The 16302-nt window shown below is 35.1% G+C and carries 19 protein-coding genes; 4 read left to right on the plus strand and 15 right to left on the minus strand.

The features are described from left to right. Positions 1-10: 10 nt before the first annotated feature. Positions 11-439, minus strand: coding sequence for a DUF1761 domain-containing protein (locus tag IPJ83_11110; protein ID MBK7881091.1), 429 nt, complete (start codon positions 437-439; stop codon positions 11-13). A 450-nt stretch (positions 440-889) separates the two neighbouring features. On the opposite strand from IPJ83_11110, the gene IPJ83_11115 reads away from it, so the two are divergent. Then, positions 890-1141, plus strand: coding sequence for a hypothetical protein (locus tag IPJ83_11115; protein MBK7881092.1), 252 nt, complete (start codon positions 890-892; stop codon positions 1139-1141). On the opposite strand, the gene IPJ83_11120 is transcribed toward IPJ83_11115, so the two are convergent. The 5 genes from IPJ83_11120 to IPJ83_11140 all read right to left on the minus strand — a co-directional run bounded on the left by IPJ83_11120 (position 1138) and on the right by IPJ83_11140 (position 4149). Further along, positions 1138-1692: a GNAT family N-acetyltransferase gene (locus IPJ83_11120; protein MBK7881093.1), complete on the minus strand. Its 555-nt coding sequence runs from the start codon at positions 1690-1692 to the stop codon at positions 1138-1140. The genes IPJ83_11115 and IPJ83_11120 overlap by 4 nt on opposite strands. Before the next feature lie 131 nt (positions 1693-1823). Further along, a complete protein-coding gene (locus tag IPJ83_11125; protein ID MBK7881094.1) occupies positions 1824-2531 on the minus strand; it encodes a DNA alkylation repair protein in 708 nt (235 codons plus the stop codon). A gap of 129 nt (positions 2532-2660) precedes the next feature. Beyond that, positions 2661-2840, minus strand: a complete 180-nt coding sequence (locus IPJ83_11130; protein MBK7881095.1) for a glycine zipper family protein — start codon at positions 2838-2840, stop codon at positions 2661-2663. A gap of 238 nt (positions 2841-3078) precedes the next feature. Continuing rightward, on the minus strand, positions 3079-3429 hold the full coding sequence (locus IPJ83_11135) for a DUF2200 domain-containing protein (protein MBK7881096.1): 351 nt from the start codon (positions 3427-3429) through the stop codon (positions 3079-3081). Positions 3430-3591: 162 nt separating this feature from the next. Continuing rightward, positions 3592-4149: a hypothetical protein gene (locus tag IPJ83_11140; GenBank protein MBK7881097.1), complete on the minus strand. Its 558-nt coding sequence runs from the start codon at positions 4147-4149 to the stop codon at positions 3592-3594. A 566-nt stretch (positions 4150-4715) separates the two neighbouring features. Here IPJ83_11140 and IPJ83_11145 point away from each other — a divergent pair. Then, positions 4716-5405 carry a DUF4397 domain-containing protein gene (locus tag IPJ83_11145; GenBank protein ID MBK7881098.1) on the plus strand — a complete coding sequence of 230 codons (690 nt, stop codon included), beginning with the start codon at positions 4716-4718 and terminating at the stop codon, positions 5403-5405. A gap of 210 nt (positions 5406-5615) precedes the next feature. Here the strand turns inward: IPJ83_11145 and IPJ83_11150 are convergent, their stop codons facing one another. Then, positions 5616-7037 (minus strand): T9SS type A sorting domain-containing protein, encoded by a 1422-nt coding sequence (locus IPJ83_11150; protein ID MBK7881099.1) that lies wholly within the window; start codon positions 7035-7037, stop codon positions 5616-5618. 392 nt (positions 7038-7429) lie between these two features. Here IPJ83_11150 and IPJ83_11155 point away from each other — a divergent pair, with 392 nt between their 5' ends. Then, entirely contained in the window at positions 7430-8101 is a 672-nt protein-coding gene (locus tag IPJ83_11155) for a flavodoxin reductase (GenBank protein ID MBK7881100.1), read from the plus strand. 11 nt (positions 8102-8112) lie between these two features. After that, positions 8113-8964 (plus strand): alpha/beta hydrolase, encoded by an 852-nt coding sequence (locus IPJ83_11160; protein ID MBK7881101.1) that lies wholly within the window; start codon positions 8113-8115, stop codon positions 8962-8964. Between the two features lie 773 nt (positions 8965-9737). On the opposite strand, the gene IPJ83_11165 is transcribed toward IPJ83_11160, so the two are convergent. From IPJ83_11165 to IPJ83_11200, 8 genes are all read right to left on the minus strand, one after another. Then, positions 9738-10646: a homogentisate phytyltransferase gene (locus IPJ83_11165; protein ID MBK7881102.1), complete on the minus strand. Its 909-nt coding sequence runs from the start codon at positions 10644-10646 to the stop codon at positions 9738-9740. Then, complete coding sequence (locus IPJ83_11170; GenBank protein MBK7881103.1) at positions 10643-11362, minus strand: hypothetical protein; 720 nt, start codon at positions 11360-11362, stop codon at positions 10643-10645. The genes IPJ83_11165 and IPJ83_11170 overlap by 4 nt, the downstream gene beginning before the upstream one ends. A gap of 506 nt (positions 11363-11868) precedes the next feature. Next, entirely contained in the window at positions 11869-12579 is a 711-nt protein-coding gene (locus IPJ83_11175) for a hypothetical protein (protein ID MBK7881104.1), read from the minus strand. A 171-nt stretch (positions 12580-12750) separates the two neighbouring features. Then, positions 12751-13281, minus strand: a complete 531-nt coding sequence (locus IPJ83_11180; GenBank protein ID MBK7881105.1) for a hypothetical protein — start codon at positions 13279-13281, stop codon at positions 12751-12753. A 127-nt stretch (positions 13282-13408) separates the two neighbouring features. Then, positions 13409-13594 carry a hypothetical protein gene (locus IPJ83_11185; protein ID MBK7881106.1) on the minus strand — a complete coding sequence of 62 codons (186 nt, stop codon included), beginning with the start codon at positions 13592-13594 and terminating at the stop codon, positions 13409-13411. 13 nt (positions 13595-13607) lie between these two features. Continuing rightward, positions 13608-14096, minus strand: a complete 489-nt coding sequence (locus tag IPJ83_11190) for a DinB family protein (protein ID MBK7881107.1) — start codon at positions 14094-14096, stop codon at positions 13608-13610. 90 nt (positions 14097-14186) lie between these two features. Next, a complete protein-coding gene (locus tag IPJ83_11195; GenBank protein MBK7881108.1) occupies positions 14187-14690 on the minus strand; it encodes a DinB family protein in 504 nt (167 codons plus the stop codon). A gap of 347 nt (positions 14691-15037) precedes the next feature. Then, positions 15038-16135, minus strand: a complete 1098-nt coding sequence (locus tag IPJ83_11200) for a regulator (protein ID MBK7881109.1) — start codon at positions 16133-16135, stop codon at positions 15038-15040. Between the last annotated feature and the right edge of the window lie 167 nt (positions 16136-16302).

Below are 16302 nucleotides of genomic sequence, written 5' to 3' on the forward strand. Positions count from 1 at the left end.
ATATAATTTTCTATTTCCAATAAGTTAAAATAAACGCAACCAACAACAAGGAAGCAAGGTGGTAGCCTGTATTGATGGCAAATAGTTTCCAGGACTTATTTTCCCAAACTGTACCTCCCAGTTCTCCCGGCAAATAAAATCCAAGCCAGGTAAAGATGGCAGCACTTAAGGCATTAGCCATGTTTCCTTGTTCGCTCATTCCGGGTACAAAACTCCATGCCGCAATATTGTGCGCAAACACCCAGGCAAAAAGGATATTTCCAATGACCATAAAAGCCATGCCTTTAATCATTACTGAATTATCCGGTTTCATGTTTGGGTCAAAGCCCATTTCTTTTCCCCAGGCCTTTCCAAATAATGGGGTGTACCATAGAAACCCCAGAATAAAATTTGCCACTACTGCAACAGCGATGGCTGTCATGTTAATCCCTAATTCCATATTCGTTTTGTTTAATTCCTACTCATTTGGCTTTTCGGTTACGCCCCGCTTTTGAAATGGTCTCCGGACCCCATTTGTCGTTACAATATTACTGAATTTCTAAATTTTAAAACTGTTTTAAAGTATTTTATTGGGTGGTTTTGCAAATTTGAAAGGAAAAAGTATTGCCGGATTACTTTTATGCGATTTTAGTTTGAGTTGTCTTTTTTTTAGTTTGTTTGCTTTTTTATGAAAGAGACATATAACAATATGCTGGTAGTAGGGATATATTTAATGCAATTCGTTTGTGCTTTCGATTTTAAAATTAATTATTTCTTCTATTCAGAATCAGAGAGAAACGATTTATAGTATTTAGCTATTGAGTTATGTCTCGGCATCAGATAAAAACTTCCAATAAACATTGTTGAACAACTAGCAAGTTAAAGCTTGTAACCCCATCCATTGGAAATTATGGGATGTGAAATTCCTCCTTCATTGTCCATGGTGGATCCAAATAGCAAGAAGGATAGTGAGAAAATTGAGGGAAGCAGGCTTGATATCATGGAGACCTTCAAGTTCCTATACAGGGTAAACCACGCAATAAACAAGCATGGATTCGCGAGCCATGCAATTCCGGTTCCATTGGCATTTTTAAACTATTCATTTTTGGGCCTCACTGACTTTTATAGTTTTTTCAAGTCTGGTAATTTTAGTCTTTACTAGCTTGGCGCTCCGAAAGTTGGTTCATTTTTCAATGTAAATCCTACGCGATTTTTTTTATTTGTAAAGTCCAGTGAAAAGTCAGGCATAAAATTATTTTTTGTCAAAATTCGAATAGAAGCCTTATTGTCCTCATGTGTAAATGCTTCAATAATCTTTAATTTCATGGTTTGGAATCCATATTCGATTACTGTGGCTAATGCCTCACTCATATAGCCCATGTTGTGAAACTTTGGGTCAAGGGTGTATCCTATTTCCGCTTTGTGTTCTTTAGTTAAAATATTCCATATACAAATGGTTCCAATAAATTTATTAGTATGATGTAGGGTGATTACCCAAAAGATATTTTTGTTTTGTAAGACTCCTTTCTGAATGCGCTCGATAAATGCCTGCGTTTGCGCTATGCTCGAATGTCTGTAATCCTCCAAATATTTATTTACCCTGTCGTCTGAGCGGTGGGAAAAAATATCTTCATCGTCTGCATTTTCAAGCTGCCTTAAAATCAGTCGCTCTGTAGTGAGTATTGGAAATGGCGTAAAATTTGTCACCACCATAATGGAGTATCTTATACTATTTTTTTAACGGAAAAATATTTTTTCCAACTTTTTATTTGGACTTATTTTTAATCCTGTGTTTTTAATATCATTCCAGTCAAGTTAATTTTTGACTATTTGCAAAATTTATTTTAACATCTGGCAGTTTTTCTTTTCTTTCCTACTTGGCCTTTCTCAATGACCTTCTGGAGATATTCGGATGCTAATGGTACTTTGCAAGTTGTCCCATTCATATCCACTTCCACAATTCCTATTTTCTTTGCAATCTTTTTAGCTTTTTCTGTCAGTTCTGAAATAAATGTCCCAACAGCAATAACAAATGTATTCATGGCGTATTTTACCCGCCCATTTGCATTATGAATTTCGGCAGCAACTTGATCTAGTAATCTGGAGTAGGCAGGAATGTCCAGTTTGTCGTCCGGATTCAAACCAGCATAAGAGGAGAGGGTAGACCACCCTCCAGATGCGATTCTTTCCTGATCCGAACGAATCCACTTCAGGCCCAACTCAAAACCAAATTTAGTTTCTGCGGTCACCCAGGGAACAGCGTACTCGCTTAAATAATACCAATATGCGTTTTCAATCCATTGGTTTAAATTTTCTTCCGTCATCCTGGTTTCGTCTGCCATCAGTCCTGCCAGATACATGGCATCTGTATTGCCGGTGTCATAAAGTTCCAGAGATAATGAATAGTTCTTTTTGGTTTTTTTAAGGATCTTTTTTAAGTCTGCCACTTTAACCCCAAATAGTGGCTCCCTGGCACCATGTCTGATGTAAGTCTTTTTTGTTTGTTCGTCGCCAAACGCTTTTAATTCACTCATTACTTCATTAGCAGTCATTTGCAGTTCTTTGATATTTATAATATCAAAATTAAGAAAAAGTAAAAACTATTTCTTAAATTGTTTCGATTGACTTGTAAAATGAATCGATTTGTCTTTGTCAAACGGATGGATAACTCTTACTAAGAGTTAATTTCTTTTTTTTACAAGATCAAAAATGGCTCCAAAGGCAACACCTACTGCTAAACCGAAGGCAATACTCAAAGCTGTATTTTTAGAATAAATTCCATACGCTGTTCCGAATGCCACGCCAAGGGCAGCTCCGATCCCGATGCCATTTCCTGATATTGTTTTTTTGAACTCTGACATAATTATAGATTTTTTTGTTAGTTATATATGTTTGTCTTTAAAATAATTTTTGTACCCATGGTTACCATTTTTGTTTATAAATACGGCATAATTAAACCAACAATGGTACATTAGTGACCAAAGCTAAAAATTTTTTGGATCTGCTTGTATTAAATTAAAATGAAGTCAATATATCGCTCTGTTATTCTCTCTTCTGGAAGTTTATGCACTCTATTTGTTTATTTAGAAACTGAGTTCTTCAAAGAAAACATATTACTTCATATATTCCATACCTTATATTATATTCCATACTACGTACTTTCACCAATTCATCAACCAGCTTTTCCAAAAATCTTACCTTTTCTGTCAACGGATTTTCGATTTCTTCAACCCGATAGCCACAGACGAGCCCGGTAATCAGATGTGCGTCCGGGTTTAACGCGACGTTTTTAAAGAACGTTTCAAAAGTAACTTTTTCTTCAAGGAGGGATTTTAATTTATTTTCATCATATCCGGTTAACCATTCAATTACTTGATGTAATTCTGCTTGAGTTCCCCCTTTCTTCTCTACTTTTGTGAGGTAATGTGGATTTGCCGAGGCAAAATTCATTTTTGCTTTCCGGTCATCATGGTGGTTTGTGTTGTTCCTTTTGATAGTTTAGCTTAATCCTCTTTTGTCAAATCTATAAACTATAGCCCTCTGGGAAATTATTCCTGATTAAATTTATTTATAGCTCAAATACATAGTTGAATAGCTTGACCATCTATTCATTTATTTAGAGAAGTCTGAATTTTTTATATTACTTGCGAAAGTATTTAATCTATTATTTAACTCTTCACTAAAATTGTCTGCACTGAATTTGGCTTTCACATGAATGTTGTAATCCTTTTCATTGTAACCACTTATCAAAGATGTTGAGAATGCGGAGGTGCTTTTTACCAAATTTCCACCCAAAGCTTTAGCTTTCAATAAAACAGTGTTATACCCATATTTGCTGTCCTTATCACTTTCTTTGCTTTCACACGTTAGAGCAAAGTGAAATGGTTTATTTAGTCCAATGCATTTTTTGATAACAGTTTTTAACGGTGCAATTAAAAGTCCACCCCAAATTGGACCTACAATTATAATTGCTTCATATTGCTGTATTTTTTCTTTTGATACATTGATTGGAATTGGTATATTGAGTAATGATAATAGGAACAAGAGGCCTGTGTTGTGAATCATGGAATCAATCATTTCCATCTCACATTTAAGCTCTTCGGACAGCCTTTCTGCAATGAACTTACTGTTATTAGTTTTGGAATAATAGAGTATAAGATACTTTTTCATAAGCTATTTATTTGCGCAGGCTGTAACAGGACGCTGTGAATTTACTGCCCTTGTTGTATGCAACAAAACTTCTGGACTTCTAAATTTTAAAGTTAACCCAGCTATGCAATTCTGAACGCACGGTGCGGACAAACCTAATGGGAATCAAGGAAATTACCCGGTTCTTTTTACTTATAGTACATCCTCGGTAGGTCAACGCACCCTGACTGATTGAGTAAAGTGGATAAATATGTAGCCAATCTACAAACTGGCTTCACGTAGAGCTTATTTTGACAAAAACCTGGCACTGGGTTGATAAACACAAAAATCAACCTTTAAAACTCATTTTATCCTGTAGATAATAACTGTAGAATATTATTAGACTGATTTTCAATTACTTGTCAACTATTGTATGTATTGAGTCATCTTTTTTAGAATATTGGTCTAAACAAATTTTTAGGAGTTAAATAGCCTTTTAATCAGGCTAGAATAGTTTTGTTTAACAAAAATATAAAAAAGTTAAACAAAATATGGGTTACGACGTTTGAATAGCTATTGTTAACTAAATATATTAAAATTTTAAAGTCATGAAAAACAAAATTTCAATCCTCCTTTCAACAATTCTATTTGCTTCCATCACTCTTTTTACTTCTTGCAATGAAGACGAATCTAACGATGACAAGTCTTATGCAAAGGTTTTAGTTACCCATGCCTCACCAAACGCTCCTGGCGTTGATCTTCTAATAGATAATAGCAAGCAAAACTCTTCGGCGCTAAATTTTCCTAATAATACGGGATACCTTAATGTTGAGTCAGGTACACGAAACATTAAAGTAAATGTTACAGGAACTTCTACCACTGTAATAGAGGCAAATCTGACGCTTGCGAAGGATAACAGTTACTCTGTTTTTGCGGTAGATTCGGTGTCAAAAATTTCAGCAGTTGTCCTTGCCGATGATCTCACTGCCCCTGCAGCAGGCAAAGCGCATGTTCGCTTCATTCACTTGTCGCCCAATGCTCCTGCAGTTGATGTAGCTGTTGCGAGCAGCGGAGCCGTTGTCTTTGGAAACAAAGCGTTTAAAGAGTATACTGCCTTTACTCCGCTTGATGCAGGTACTTACAATTTAGATGTACGGGTGGCTGGAACTTCTACTGTCGCACTGGTATTACCCGCTATTACCCTCGAAGCCGGTAAAATATACACAGTCTTTGCTAAAGGATTCCTTGGTGGAAGTGGTGCTCAGGCATTAGGTGCCGAAATTATTGTGAACAAATAATTTAAGAAGTGCTCATATTGAAAAAGCCCATATTTTAATATGGGCTTTTTAATTTATCAAAATCCCATATTCCATTTTTTTTTTTCCTTCAATTTCATTCAGCAAACAATAGGTATATCCATAAATACTTGTTTGCTTTCAAGAAATGTCCGTGTAGGCAATTTAATCCTAGTTATTTAAAATGTGATAGGCAATACTGAATTTCAATACTTAAAAGATCATCAATTTTTTAGTGGATAGATTTAGATTTGAATCCATCATTTTTAAAAAATAAATTCCGGACGGCAGGTGGACTAAACTGAGTTCAATGAATTTATTTTGGTGAATATTGGCATGTGAATAGACCTTCTTTCCGATTTTGTCAACGATTTCAATATGTGAAATATCTTTTGTTGCTTCTAAATAGATTACACCATGGCCGGGATTTGGGAACAATTGTATCTCATTTTTACTAAGCCTTGTTTCTTTGATGGTTGTTTGTAAAGTATTGCATACGGTTTTTGATAGTACAGGGGTAGATGAATTCAGGGTTGTAAATGCCCCATAACCCAACTGGCCATAATTATTTCTTCCGGTGGCCCAAAGTTCGCCATCAGATTTTAGAAATAGAGAATGTTCTCTGGTGGCTTCTGCTCTAACTATCTTGCCTCCTCCCCAGGATGAAATTACCTGAACAGGGATAGGTCTGTCAACAGCCGTACCATCGCCTAATTGACCGTCATTGTTTCCACCACTGTTTAGACCACAGGACCAAACAGAACCATCATTTTTGAGGAAAACAGAATGTATGCCTCCTGCTTCTGCTTGAATGATGCCAGTCAAGGTTGGTATAAGCTCTGCTTTATTTTTATCTCTTGTTGTGCCGTCGCCCAATTGTCCAAACTGATTCCTGCCACTTGAAAAAACAGACCCATCATTTTTTACAAAAAGCGAATGCCATTCTCCTCCTGTTATTTGAATGATGTCTGATAAACCGCTTATCAGCACGGGAACTTTGCTGGAAGAATTTGTACCACTGCCAAACTGTCCGTAACCGTTATGGCCACATGCCCAAACAGTTCCGTCGCTTTTTAGGAAAAGAGAAAACTCCGCACCTGCTGCCACTTGAACTATATCAATAAGGTTAATGACCTGAACTGGTGTGTTTTTATTTGTGTTTGTGCCATCTCCCAGTTGTCCGGAAGAATTATTTCCACACGCCCATACCGTGCCGTCACTTTTTAAAAAGAGGGAGTGCTCACCACCCCCGGCTGCCTGAATAATGTCCGTTAACTCTAACACCTGCACGGGAATGGTTTTATTCGAGTTTGTTCCATCTCCTAGTGGACCTAATGGGTTCCTTCCGCAACTCCAAACAGTTCCATCACTTTTTACAAAAAGAGAATGAAATAATCCGCCGGCTACCTGTACGACACTTTTTAATCCGATTATTTGCGTTCCTGAATGCTGTTCAACGATATTCCCATTTCCCAATTGACCATAACCGTTATATCCCCATGCCTCCACAGTGCTGTCGGAGCAAATTGTCAGGGAGTGTCGGCCGCCGGCGGCCATTCTTTGTGCGATAGACTGATTCGAGATAATGACCAGGCTACTGATTAGAATTGAAAATAGTGTGTTCTTCTTTTTCATTTTTTAATGATAGTGTTTTTATTTTATTCTAAAAACCGTTATAATTTTTAATTGCAGTTGCCAAGGTTATAAGATTCAGTACTCAGTTAGAAAAAATTAGTTTGTTAAATAATCTGAGTGCAGGCAAATATAATAATATTAAAAAGGAATAGATGTGGATTTTTTTTATCCTTTAAATATTAGAAAATTCTATTCATGGTTCAATTTCAATGGTAATACAATCTTATTCTTGTGAATCGGCATCAAAGCCAAAGCGTGATTTATGAAACAATTTTCTCAAATAGTGTAAGACATTACTGAATGGTGGTAAGTATGTTTGCACTAACATCACTTATGAGTTTAAATTTAAACACAAGTACTGATAAACAATTCTGAAATTACAAATATGCACCATGAAAAATCAAATTCTAAATATAGTTTCCACAAAAAATGTAACACACGATGTATTGCGTATCCTTACCAGCAAACCTTCAGGATTTGACTTTGTGCCCGGACAGGCTGCCAACTTAGCTATAAATAAAAGTGGCTGGCGAAGAGAAGAGAGACCGTTTACTTTTACCAATTTACCAACGGACAATTCTTTAGAATTTACCATTAAAACCTATCCTGAACATGAAGGGGTCACAAATGAGTTGTTACAATTAAAACAGGATGATGGGTTGGTATTGCATGAGGTTTTTGGGGCTATTGCCTATAAGGGAGAAGGGGTTTTTATAGCCGGCGGAGCTGGTATTACTCCATTTATTTCTATTTTTAGAAATCTGAAGGCAAGAAATGAAATTGGGAATAATATGCTGGTGTTTGCCAATAAAACAAAAGCTGATATTATTTTGGAAAGCGAATTTGAACAATTACTTGGGGATAAATTTGTCAATATTTTATCTGATGAGCAAATTGAAGGATACCAATTTGGAAGGATTTCGGAAGAATTCTTAAAATCAATTGTAACTGATTTTGATAAACAGTTTTATATATGTGGTCCGCCATCAATGATAAAAGAAGTAGAAAAACAATTGATTAGCTTGGGTGTTGATAGAAATTCAATAACAAAGGAAATTTCTTAAATTAAAGGAACATGGAATCTGCAACTAAAGGATTTAATCTAAACATTTCCGTAAATGACTTTCTCTTTTCTTATGATGATTTTGGAGAGGGAAATATTCCCATTATATTTCTGCATGGTTTTCCCTTCGACAAAACGATGTGGCGATTTCAGCTCGATTTTTTTAAAAATACTCATCGCATTATAGCTCTTGACATAAGAGGATTTGGAAAATCAATAGACGAAACATCAGCCTTGAGCATAGATTTATTTTCGGAAGACTTAATACTTTTAATGGATCAGTTAAGCATTAAAAAAGCCATTGTTTGTGGCTTGTCCATGGGAGGATATATTGCGCTGAATGCAATAAAGCGATTTCCTGATCGCTTTGAGGCTTTGGTTTTATGTGATACACAATGTAATGCCGATTCACCAGAGGTTAAAAAAAAGCGATATAATACTATTGATGATATTAATATGAGTGGTACAATCACTTTTAGTGATAACTTTATAAAAAATGTATTTTACAAGGATTCATTAGAGAACCAAAAGGAACTGGTACAACAATTGAAAAGTGTTGTTTTGGCTAATTCGAAATACATAATTACGCAAGGATTGACAGCGCTTGCAGAAAGAACGGAAACATGTTCAACTTTGAATAATATTACTATCCCAACATTGATCATTTGTGGGCGGGAAGATACGGTTACTCCTCTTACACAATCCGAATTTATGCATGCAGCAATAAGAGGATCAAAATTGCAAGTTATTGATCGGGCCGGACACGTATCTAATCTTGAGCAACCATTGGAATTCAACAGGCATCTTTTCAGTTTTTTAACAGATATAGGTCTCGGTAATGGAGAAGAGGAGAAAGGAATTTAAACACCCATTAACTGAGAACAAATCAGAAAAATGGTTCCACTGAAAATTTCAAGTAAAAGGGTCAATAGGGATCCCCATTTTGCAACCAAGCAAAAGTGGGTTTTTATAATTAAATAATTGCTGTTAACTGCTTTTTTACTGTTTTAGCAATTTGATCACGACAGATTTTGTAATAATTTAGGGCATTTCAACAATGCCCAAGGAGTACCCATATGATTACAAATACCACTATTGTGCCTATACATCCACCGCCTAATTTATGCGCTCCGTAACCTGCAAGAAGTCCTTTAAATATATTGTTCATTCCGGTTTGATTTATACTGTAATTTATGATTTTTCAAAGTTGATAATTGAAGTAGCTGTTTAAAATTATATTTGATAAGAATTTACTATTGTTCTTTTCTCAGGGTCAACATTTTTTTGAAATGGTTATTAGATCAGGATTTAAAATATTTCATTGCAAAGTTACTTTAGATTGGTGTTTTAATAGTTACATAATTATACATATTAGCTACATGATTTACTTATTATTCTCTTATAAGCTTGATTTAATATTCTTTAAAATTCGTTGGCTTGTGATTGATAGGTTGATATTGAATAAAATAATTGGGGCTGAACAATTGTTCCTTTATTCTAACAACCAAGCATAGGGCTGTTGGCAAAGATGAACGTATCGTGTTTTCATTTAGTGAGGATCCTTTTATTTAACTATACTTAATATCTTGTTGTTAAATCAAGTATTTATTTCATTTGCTTTCATTTTGAATTTCTGATTATACATTCGTTGCATATGCAAGAAGGTACAATCCGTACTCCGCAAAGAAAAACCACCAGAAACGCTTATAAAATATTTTAATGGAAGAATGTTCACGCAACTTAATAGTAACCGCATTACACAGGAAGAGAATTAACAAGATAATATGTCCGTAAAAAAGTACTTTCGTTTCAAAGGTTTCAACATTTGATAAAAATAGTTCGGCGAATTTAACTGCAATGGTAAAAATATAGGCCATTGATACCAGTAGGTTCCCTGTTATCAATACAAACCTTGGTGAAAATATGATGGCGAATGATTTAATATTGTATTGAGCATCGCCTTCTATATCCGGTAAATCCTTAAACCAGGATATGACTATACTGAATACAATGATGAAAAGGGTTAGAATTCGTACATTCTCAGGCATCTCAAGGGAATTGTTGACCAGGTAGTTGAATACAAGGAAGCCACCCGCATTGAGCAATACTCCGCGAACCACTGTTATAGCTATAGCGGCTGTAACATGGTGTTGCTTTAGATAAAATGGCGGCATGGAATATGCCCAGCCAATAGTCATTGCTAAGGTAATTATGCCAAATAGGTACGGTGAGATGTATAGCGCAAGACCTAGACTTATCAATAATGCAATGATCACAATGTACTTGGCTTGTTGCAAGCTTAATATATTGGAGGGAATTGGTAGGTAAGGTTTGTTGATTTTGTCAATGTTCACATCTGCGATCTGATTTATACCCACAATGAAAAGATTGCAGGTGACTCCAATGCTTAGTGCAATTGCTAAATAGGAAATAGATTGTGTTTCATGCTTCTCGCATACGATGTAATACAATGTGAGTATGCTGATTACACTTCCAATAATTGTATGCGGCCTGCTGAATTTCCAAAGCGTCAGGAGGGCGTTCATTTCATTTGATCTATTTGTATGATAAGAAGGGAGTTTAATTTGTTATTAAGACGGTATATTTTTACTGATTGTTCGTAATGAGCAAATAGCTTTTGGTATTGTGATATGGAGCGGGATTTTAAAACAGACACGAGGCCATCTATTGTGATGGTTAGTAGATTTACCGGAACTATATAAGTTAAGAACAGTCGTATGAAAGAGAAAGGAAGTATAAATGGGGTTAACATTAAATTGCCAATGGTTCCTGTGAATAATACTTTTATAAAGCAAATGAAATTTGGTTCGAGTAATTCAACTATATATGCATCGGAACCGGAAAGCCGAATTTTTTGCACAATGTGTAATTTCTCTTCATCCTCAAAATGATGAAATGCATTAAACATGGTATAGCAGGTTCCACGTTTAAATTCCATTTCCAGGACATCTGTACTTTGCATTTTGTAAGTGATTCTATCATCATTTGTTTCTAGATCGATTGAAAATTTATCACTGAGGGAGAGGCTTCTAAAGCTGTTGCTTTTTCTAAAAATACTTATTGCAGGTTCGCCGCTGCCCGAACAGAGATCTGTCATTGAAGAGCTTGTTGGAGATAAAGTTTTGAGATGTCTGATAAAAACATCATATAGATGAAACTGAGTTACAACGAAACCAATAAATTCTGTTTGAAACTGTCTTAAAATAGGAGGGAACCAAGTGTAATCTTCAAGTTCTTTCATCAGGCATTGTAATTTATTTATTTCATGAAATCATAAATAGTGAATTTTGTATAACCGATTTCTACCAATTTAATGGTTGCAATCATTTTTATCTTCTAATTATTCTCAGAATATGAATTGACACTTTCAATATTTTCAATTTCTGCATTGCCTCTGGCAAACTGATAAAGAACTGTAAAGGAGATTATCTAAGATAATTTTACTCTACAAAGTTGATACATTTGTTTTAGATAACCATTACACAAATCTGAAGATAAGTTACATCATTGACACTTTTAGATATAGGAATTTATGTACGGCCATCTCATTGGCACATATTGTACTGTATAATATTTTTTGATCAGTAAAAGTTGGGTGTAATTAATTTGTAGCTTTTACTTTTTTGCGGTACTTGGTGAAAATTATTATTTTGGTTTCCTATATTGCCTGAACATTTGTGAGTGTATGATTGGCTAGATTTATTGATCAGCTGATTGGCATCCTTTAATATGGATTCCCCAGCCGATTTAAATCAATTCAACCATCCATTTTGCAATACTTTGCCAAAGAGCAGTATTTGGAAAAAATATAATCAGGATATTGGGGATCAGCCAGATGATTAGAGCTATTGAAAATGGATTGATGGCGAATGCCTTTTTATTTTTTCTGTCATAAATAATAAGTGCAATAAACACCAACAGGGTAATTAGACTCATCATGCCAATGGCCGCTAGGATATCCATATCCATCCAGGTCATAAAAATGCGGCCTAATCCGGGTCCCCCAATTACAATCCCACTGGAAATCATGTATCTCATGTGTTTGGTGGTTTCACGCTTATTCAGTATAGCTAGAATATAAAAGATTAAAAATGGAATAGAATCCGTAGTTGGACTAAATACGAATGCCAGCGTTTCGGATTCAGGTTTGCCTTCTGCAACAAACCGTAAATATTGATTGTGATAGGCTAAAAGCATGGACACAAACATGATGGGAACCAGAAGGTAAGAAAATCTACCTATCAGTCTGTGGGCTGTAATTTGGTTCTTTGCTATAAGAATGGGTTGTACAATCAACATAATCAACCATAGGGTTAATGCGACCGCATGGAAATGGTGGATGTTTTTTAGTCCTGGAAATTCAGGAAACAGGGAAAAGTATTTCTTATAAAAACCTACAAAGGTTATGAGGGCAATTATTCCGAAGAAATAGGCTAATTGTTTATATCCCTTTTCCATTTTGACATTGTTTTATCAGACTTTGAAGTTAGCATGACAAATTTAACAAATTCCAATCAAAATAGAGAGTCTGGCACCTTAAATATTTATGGGTGTATTAAAGTACTCATTAGATGGGTACTGTAAAATTTAGAGTAAAGTTGTTTACGTTAAGTTGTAGACGTGCTACTGTTACATATCCATATAGGTAGACGCTTCATTTGTAAATTTTTCCTGGTCGCTAGTTTCAATTTCCACCCTGAATTTATGAATGGATTTTTCAAATTTTGCAGAATTTAGAAATTCCGAACCGAAATGAATTACTATTACTCCCGAGAAATTATCGAATTCAATTCGGAGATTTTCTTCCTCTTTGAAATTCGTACCAGCCTTAATAATTTGACCTTTGTAATTAAAGTCTTTATCACAGCTTAACTTGAACGAATTTCTGTTGAGAGAGCTGAGAGCGGTTTCCGAACAGCTAGTTGCATAGGAAGAGCTGATAATTCCGGAATTATGAAAGTTGCCTGAAATTCGAGTTTCCAAAAATAAATTAATTTCAAATTCACTTCTAATGGTGTCACTTCTTCCATTGTCTATCTGATGGATGTACATTTTTCCATTTCCAACGATTTTGGATGAATATCCACAACAACATGTAATGAAAATTGAAAGTATAATTATAGAACAATAGAACTGAAGTGCGTGCTTTAATTTTTTCATCAGTATAGTGTTTTTAATTTTGATAAAACGATTTAATAATTTGCTTTTAAATGTGAATATTTAATAACTTTAATCAAGGGTAGGATATATGAATAACTTCCTTATTGTGTCTGGTTGATATTACATGTTAATTAAATTCATAGGTTAATTTTTTGGTCTTGTTTATGTAAAGAAATAAATTAAACTGGATATCAGAAAAACTATATTCACGATTCTTGCAAAAGGTGGTGCGCTTTCCGGAAATATCTGTCCTAGCAAAACTACTGAATTTAGGATAATCATACTTATAAAAGTACTTTCTTATTTCTGCCATTTCATTCAATTTTTCAATAATTTTCTGATGATTTATTAGGTGCAATCAATTTTATTATCAATGAAATTTGCCCTAAATGATAATAACTGTGCTCAATTACCCCTTCAATATTACGAAGCAAGGTCCCATATTTTTCATCAATAAATGGTTGGTCAAAATCTTTGTCCTCCATTTGTTCAATTTTGGTCGCAAACTTTTCCGAATTACTCAAAAATTCAGTAACCAATTTGTTCCACTCTGATTCAGAATCAATGGGCGGAAGATCAAAACTGTATTGGTCCCTGATTTCAATTTTCCCATTTTCAAACGCACTGAGCAATCCTCCCAAATAATAATTTATATGGTAGATCAAGGCCGCAATGGTATTTAGGTTTTTAACTTTCTGTGTGGCCTGTTGCCAGTTTACACTTAATATTTGTTCTTTATAGTTGGTGTTGGCAATCCATCGCCCATTTAAAAATACTTCCCGCAGTCGGCTTGCAATAGTTAGATTTCTGTTCATATTTTCATTTAAAGTGTAAAACTAATTTCTCTGGTTTTATTTAATCTGAAGCCAGTATTTAAGTGTTTTTATATTCAGTTCAAATCTTCCTTAAATGTGTTCAATTTTCTTGGCCTGACTTACCCAATTCGGCGCCTGGTCAACAGTTTGCCTGAGCAATAAATTTAACTGAGCAGCATGATGTTGAATATGCCGGAGGTTATACAACAGAATTTCAAATAAGGAATAATTTTTATAATCATTGATCCATCTATCATTCATCTTTTCATTCGTCAATGTGGAAATTAGTTGAATGGCCTTTTTTCGGCAATGTTCCAGGTAAAAAATTAATTCTGTTCTGGAATAAGTTCTGTCTGGTTTTTTTCCATTTGGGTCAAACTCTGAAAAGGTAAATGGTGCCGGTGGTATAAATTTGTTGGGTTCTGTCGTCAGGTAATAGTCTGTCCAAAATATGCAATGGTAGGCGGTGTACCAAAAATTCAGTGCAGTGTCCCAATGTTCATCAGGACACATATTTATTGCATTTTCAAGCATGTCTAGACTTGCGCCGAATTGGTGCCAAATTGCAGTTCTGATCGATTTTATTTGGTCCATAAAGTAATATTTAGAGTGTTTTTTTTGTTTGTAGAGAAACGCTTGTTTGCAAATATAAGGACTTTAATTTTTTTTTATTGAGTCGAATAATAACAATAGACTTTAGGCAACAGGGTAAATACAAAAGGGTTTTCTAATGTTTTCATGCAGTTCAAGACAACTGTAAAGCGAAATAGGAGGGTCAGAATGCTCCGTAATTTATTCCTTACTTCATTCTAACGTTGGAGCAAGTACCCTCTTTATTGTGCATTTACTAAGTTAATCGAAGAAAGTTATATCAACCAATCGTTTAATTGGAGTTAAACGAATTGTTGTTTTATGGTGAGTCGATTTGATTTTAGTTTATGTTACCAAGGCCCGGTCTTTTTAACTTGATAAAAGCGCTTTCCATCAAATCGATAAAGTCCTTGGCCCGCACCCCACCACATATTGTTTGACCTGTCCTGGTACATACTCTGTACACAACAGTTGATCCCATCTTCAACCGTAAATACGGTAAACGCCTTTGGATTTGCCACAGGAATGGAAGGGTCAAATCTCGTGGTGCTGCCACGTGCTGTAATCCAAATAATACCCGATTGTTCTATATAAATACCCCAGAACTCCGTGCCACCTATTCCGTCTTTAGGGGTGTATTCTGTGAAGTTTTTCCCATCATATTTACAGATGCCATTATTCATGGTAAACCAAATGTTTCCTGCATTATCTTCTGCCATACCTCCTGCATAGTTATTCCCCAAACCTATCTTATCGGAAATACAGGTAATTGCTTTTCCGGCCGCTTTTTGTGATGCTGAGGGATCGTAGCGAAAGACGCCATTTTCAGCTGTAGCAAACCAAATGTTTCCACTGCTGTCTTCCATGAGGCCGGCAATATGCTCCTGAGGAATCAATTGGAATAGAGAAAAACTTGGGCCGCCGCTAATTTCAGCAGATGGGTTATATTGAAATACCCCGCTGTGCGTGCCTACCCAAACAGTACCGGATCGATCCACAAGAATACCTTTGCGACTTATTTCATTGGACTGCAGACCATCTTGCTGAATGTAATTTCTAAATTTTTTTCCATCATATTTATACACACCCTGGTCAGTACCAAACCATAGATTACCATTTTTATCTTCATTGATGGCATAAACTGTGTTGTTAATAAAACCATCGGGATTGGAATAATAAGTCAGGGTTTTTACATCATATTTAACTACGCCTTCACCTAAAGTGCCAAACCATAAATTCCCTTTCGAATCCTGAAAAATACTCCGTATATATTGACTAACCAGGGTAGTGTCAAAATCAGGCGCCAAAGCAACTGCTTTAAAATTTCTTACAATTGTTGGATTTGATTTACCGGAAATTTGCTCTTTAATTGTGCTTTTTTTTTCTTGCCCTAGGCAGGATGTGAAAATGCTAAAAAAAACAAGCCACAATATTTTGCTTAAATTCATAAGTAATAAATGTATTGATTAAAGTTTTATTATACTCAATTTAACCATATTTTCTGTATGCTTCAAAATCTTTTTAATAAGGCCTCCTGATATTGTTTATAGTAACAGGAATACTTGCAACATTAGTAATGATTGGTATAAAATGGATATTTATAAACTGGGTCTTT

The organism is Candidatus Vicinibacter proximus (genome assembly GCA_016713905.1).
GTDB lineage: Bacteria > Bacteroidota > Bacteroidia > Chitinophagales > Saprospiraceae > Vicinibacter > Vicinibacter proximus.

Excerpts from the sequence above, each read along its gene's own strand:
- IPJ83_11130 (MBK7881095.1), bottom strand. The coding sequence starts at position 2,840 with ATGTCAGAGTTCAAAAAAACAATATCAGGAAATGGCATCGGGATCGGA.
- IPJ83_11145 (MBK7881098.1), top strand. The coding sequence starts at position 4,716 with ATGAAAAACAAAATTTCAATCCTCCTTTCAACAATTCTATTTGCTTCC.
- IPJ83_11160 (MBK7881101.1), top strand. The coding sequence starts at position 8,113 with ATGGAATCTGCAACTAAAGGATTTAATCTAAACATTTCCGTAAATGAC.
- IPJ83_11140 (MBK7881097.1), bottom strand. The coding sequence starts at position 4,149 with ATGAAAAAGTATCTTATACTCTATTATTCCAAAACTAATAACAGTAAG.
- IPJ83_11110 (MBK7881091.1), bottom strand. The coding sequence starts at position 439 with ATGGAATTAGGGATTAACATGACAGCCATCGCTGTTGCAGTAGTGGCA.
- IPJ83_11190 (MBK7881107.1), bottom strand. The coding sequence starts at position 14,096 with ATGAACAGAAATCTAACTATTGCAAGCCGACTGCGGGAAGTATTTTTA.
- IPJ83_11120 (MBK7881093.1), bottom strand. The coding sequence starts at position 1,692 with ATGGTGGTGACAAATTTTACGCCATTTCCAATACTCACTACAGAGCGA.
- IPJ83_11185 (MBK7881106.1), bottom strand. The coding sequence starts at position 13,594 with ATGGCAGAAATAAGAAAGTACTTTTATAAGTATGATTATCCTAAATTC.
- IPJ83_11155 (MBK7881100.1), top strand. The coding sequence starts at position 7,430 with ATGAAAAATCAAATTCTAAATATAGTTTCCACAAAAAATGTAACACAC.
- IPJ83_11175 (MBK7881104.1), bottom strand. The coding sequence starts at position 12,579 with ATGGAAAAGGGATATAAACAATTAGCCTATTTCTTCGGAATAATTGCC.
- IPJ83_11180 (MBK7881105.1), bottom strand. The coding sequence starts at position 13,281 with ATGAAAAAATTAAAGCACGCACTTCAGTTCTATTGTTCTATAATTATA.
- IPJ83_11170 (MBK7881103.1), bottom strand. The coding sequence starts at position 11,362 with ATGAAAGAACTTGAAGATTACACTTGGTTCCCTCCTATTTTAAGACAG.
- IPJ83_11195 (MBK7881108.1), bottom strand. The coding sequence starts at position 14,690 with ATGGACCAAATAAAATCGATCAGAACTGCAATTTGGCACCAATTCGGC.
- IPJ83_11165 (MBK7881102.1), bottom strand. The coding sequence starts at position 10,646 with ATGAACGCCCTCCTGACGCTTTGGAAATTCAGCAGGCCGCATACAATT.
- IPJ83_11135 (MBK7881096.1), bottom strand. The coding sequence starts at position 3,429 with ATGAATTTTGCCTCGGCAAATCCACATTACCTCACAAAAGTAGAGAAG.
- IPJ83_11125 (MBK7881094.1), bottom strand. The coding sequence starts at position 2,531 with ATGACTGCTAATGAAGTAATGAGTGAATTAAAAGCGTTTGGCGACGAA.
- IPJ83_11200 (MBK7881109.1), bottom strand. The coding sequence starts at position 16,135 with ATGAATTTAAGCAAAATATTGTGGCTTGTTTTTTTTAGCATTTTCACA.
- IPJ83_11150 (MBK7881099.1), bottom strand. The coding sequence starts at position 7,037 with ATGAAAAAGAAGAACACACTATTTTCAATTCTAATCAGTAGCCTGGTC.
- IPJ83_11115 (MBK7881092.1), top strand. The coding sequence starts at position 890 with ATGGGATGTGAAATTCCTCCTTCATTGTCCATGGTGGATCCAAATAGC.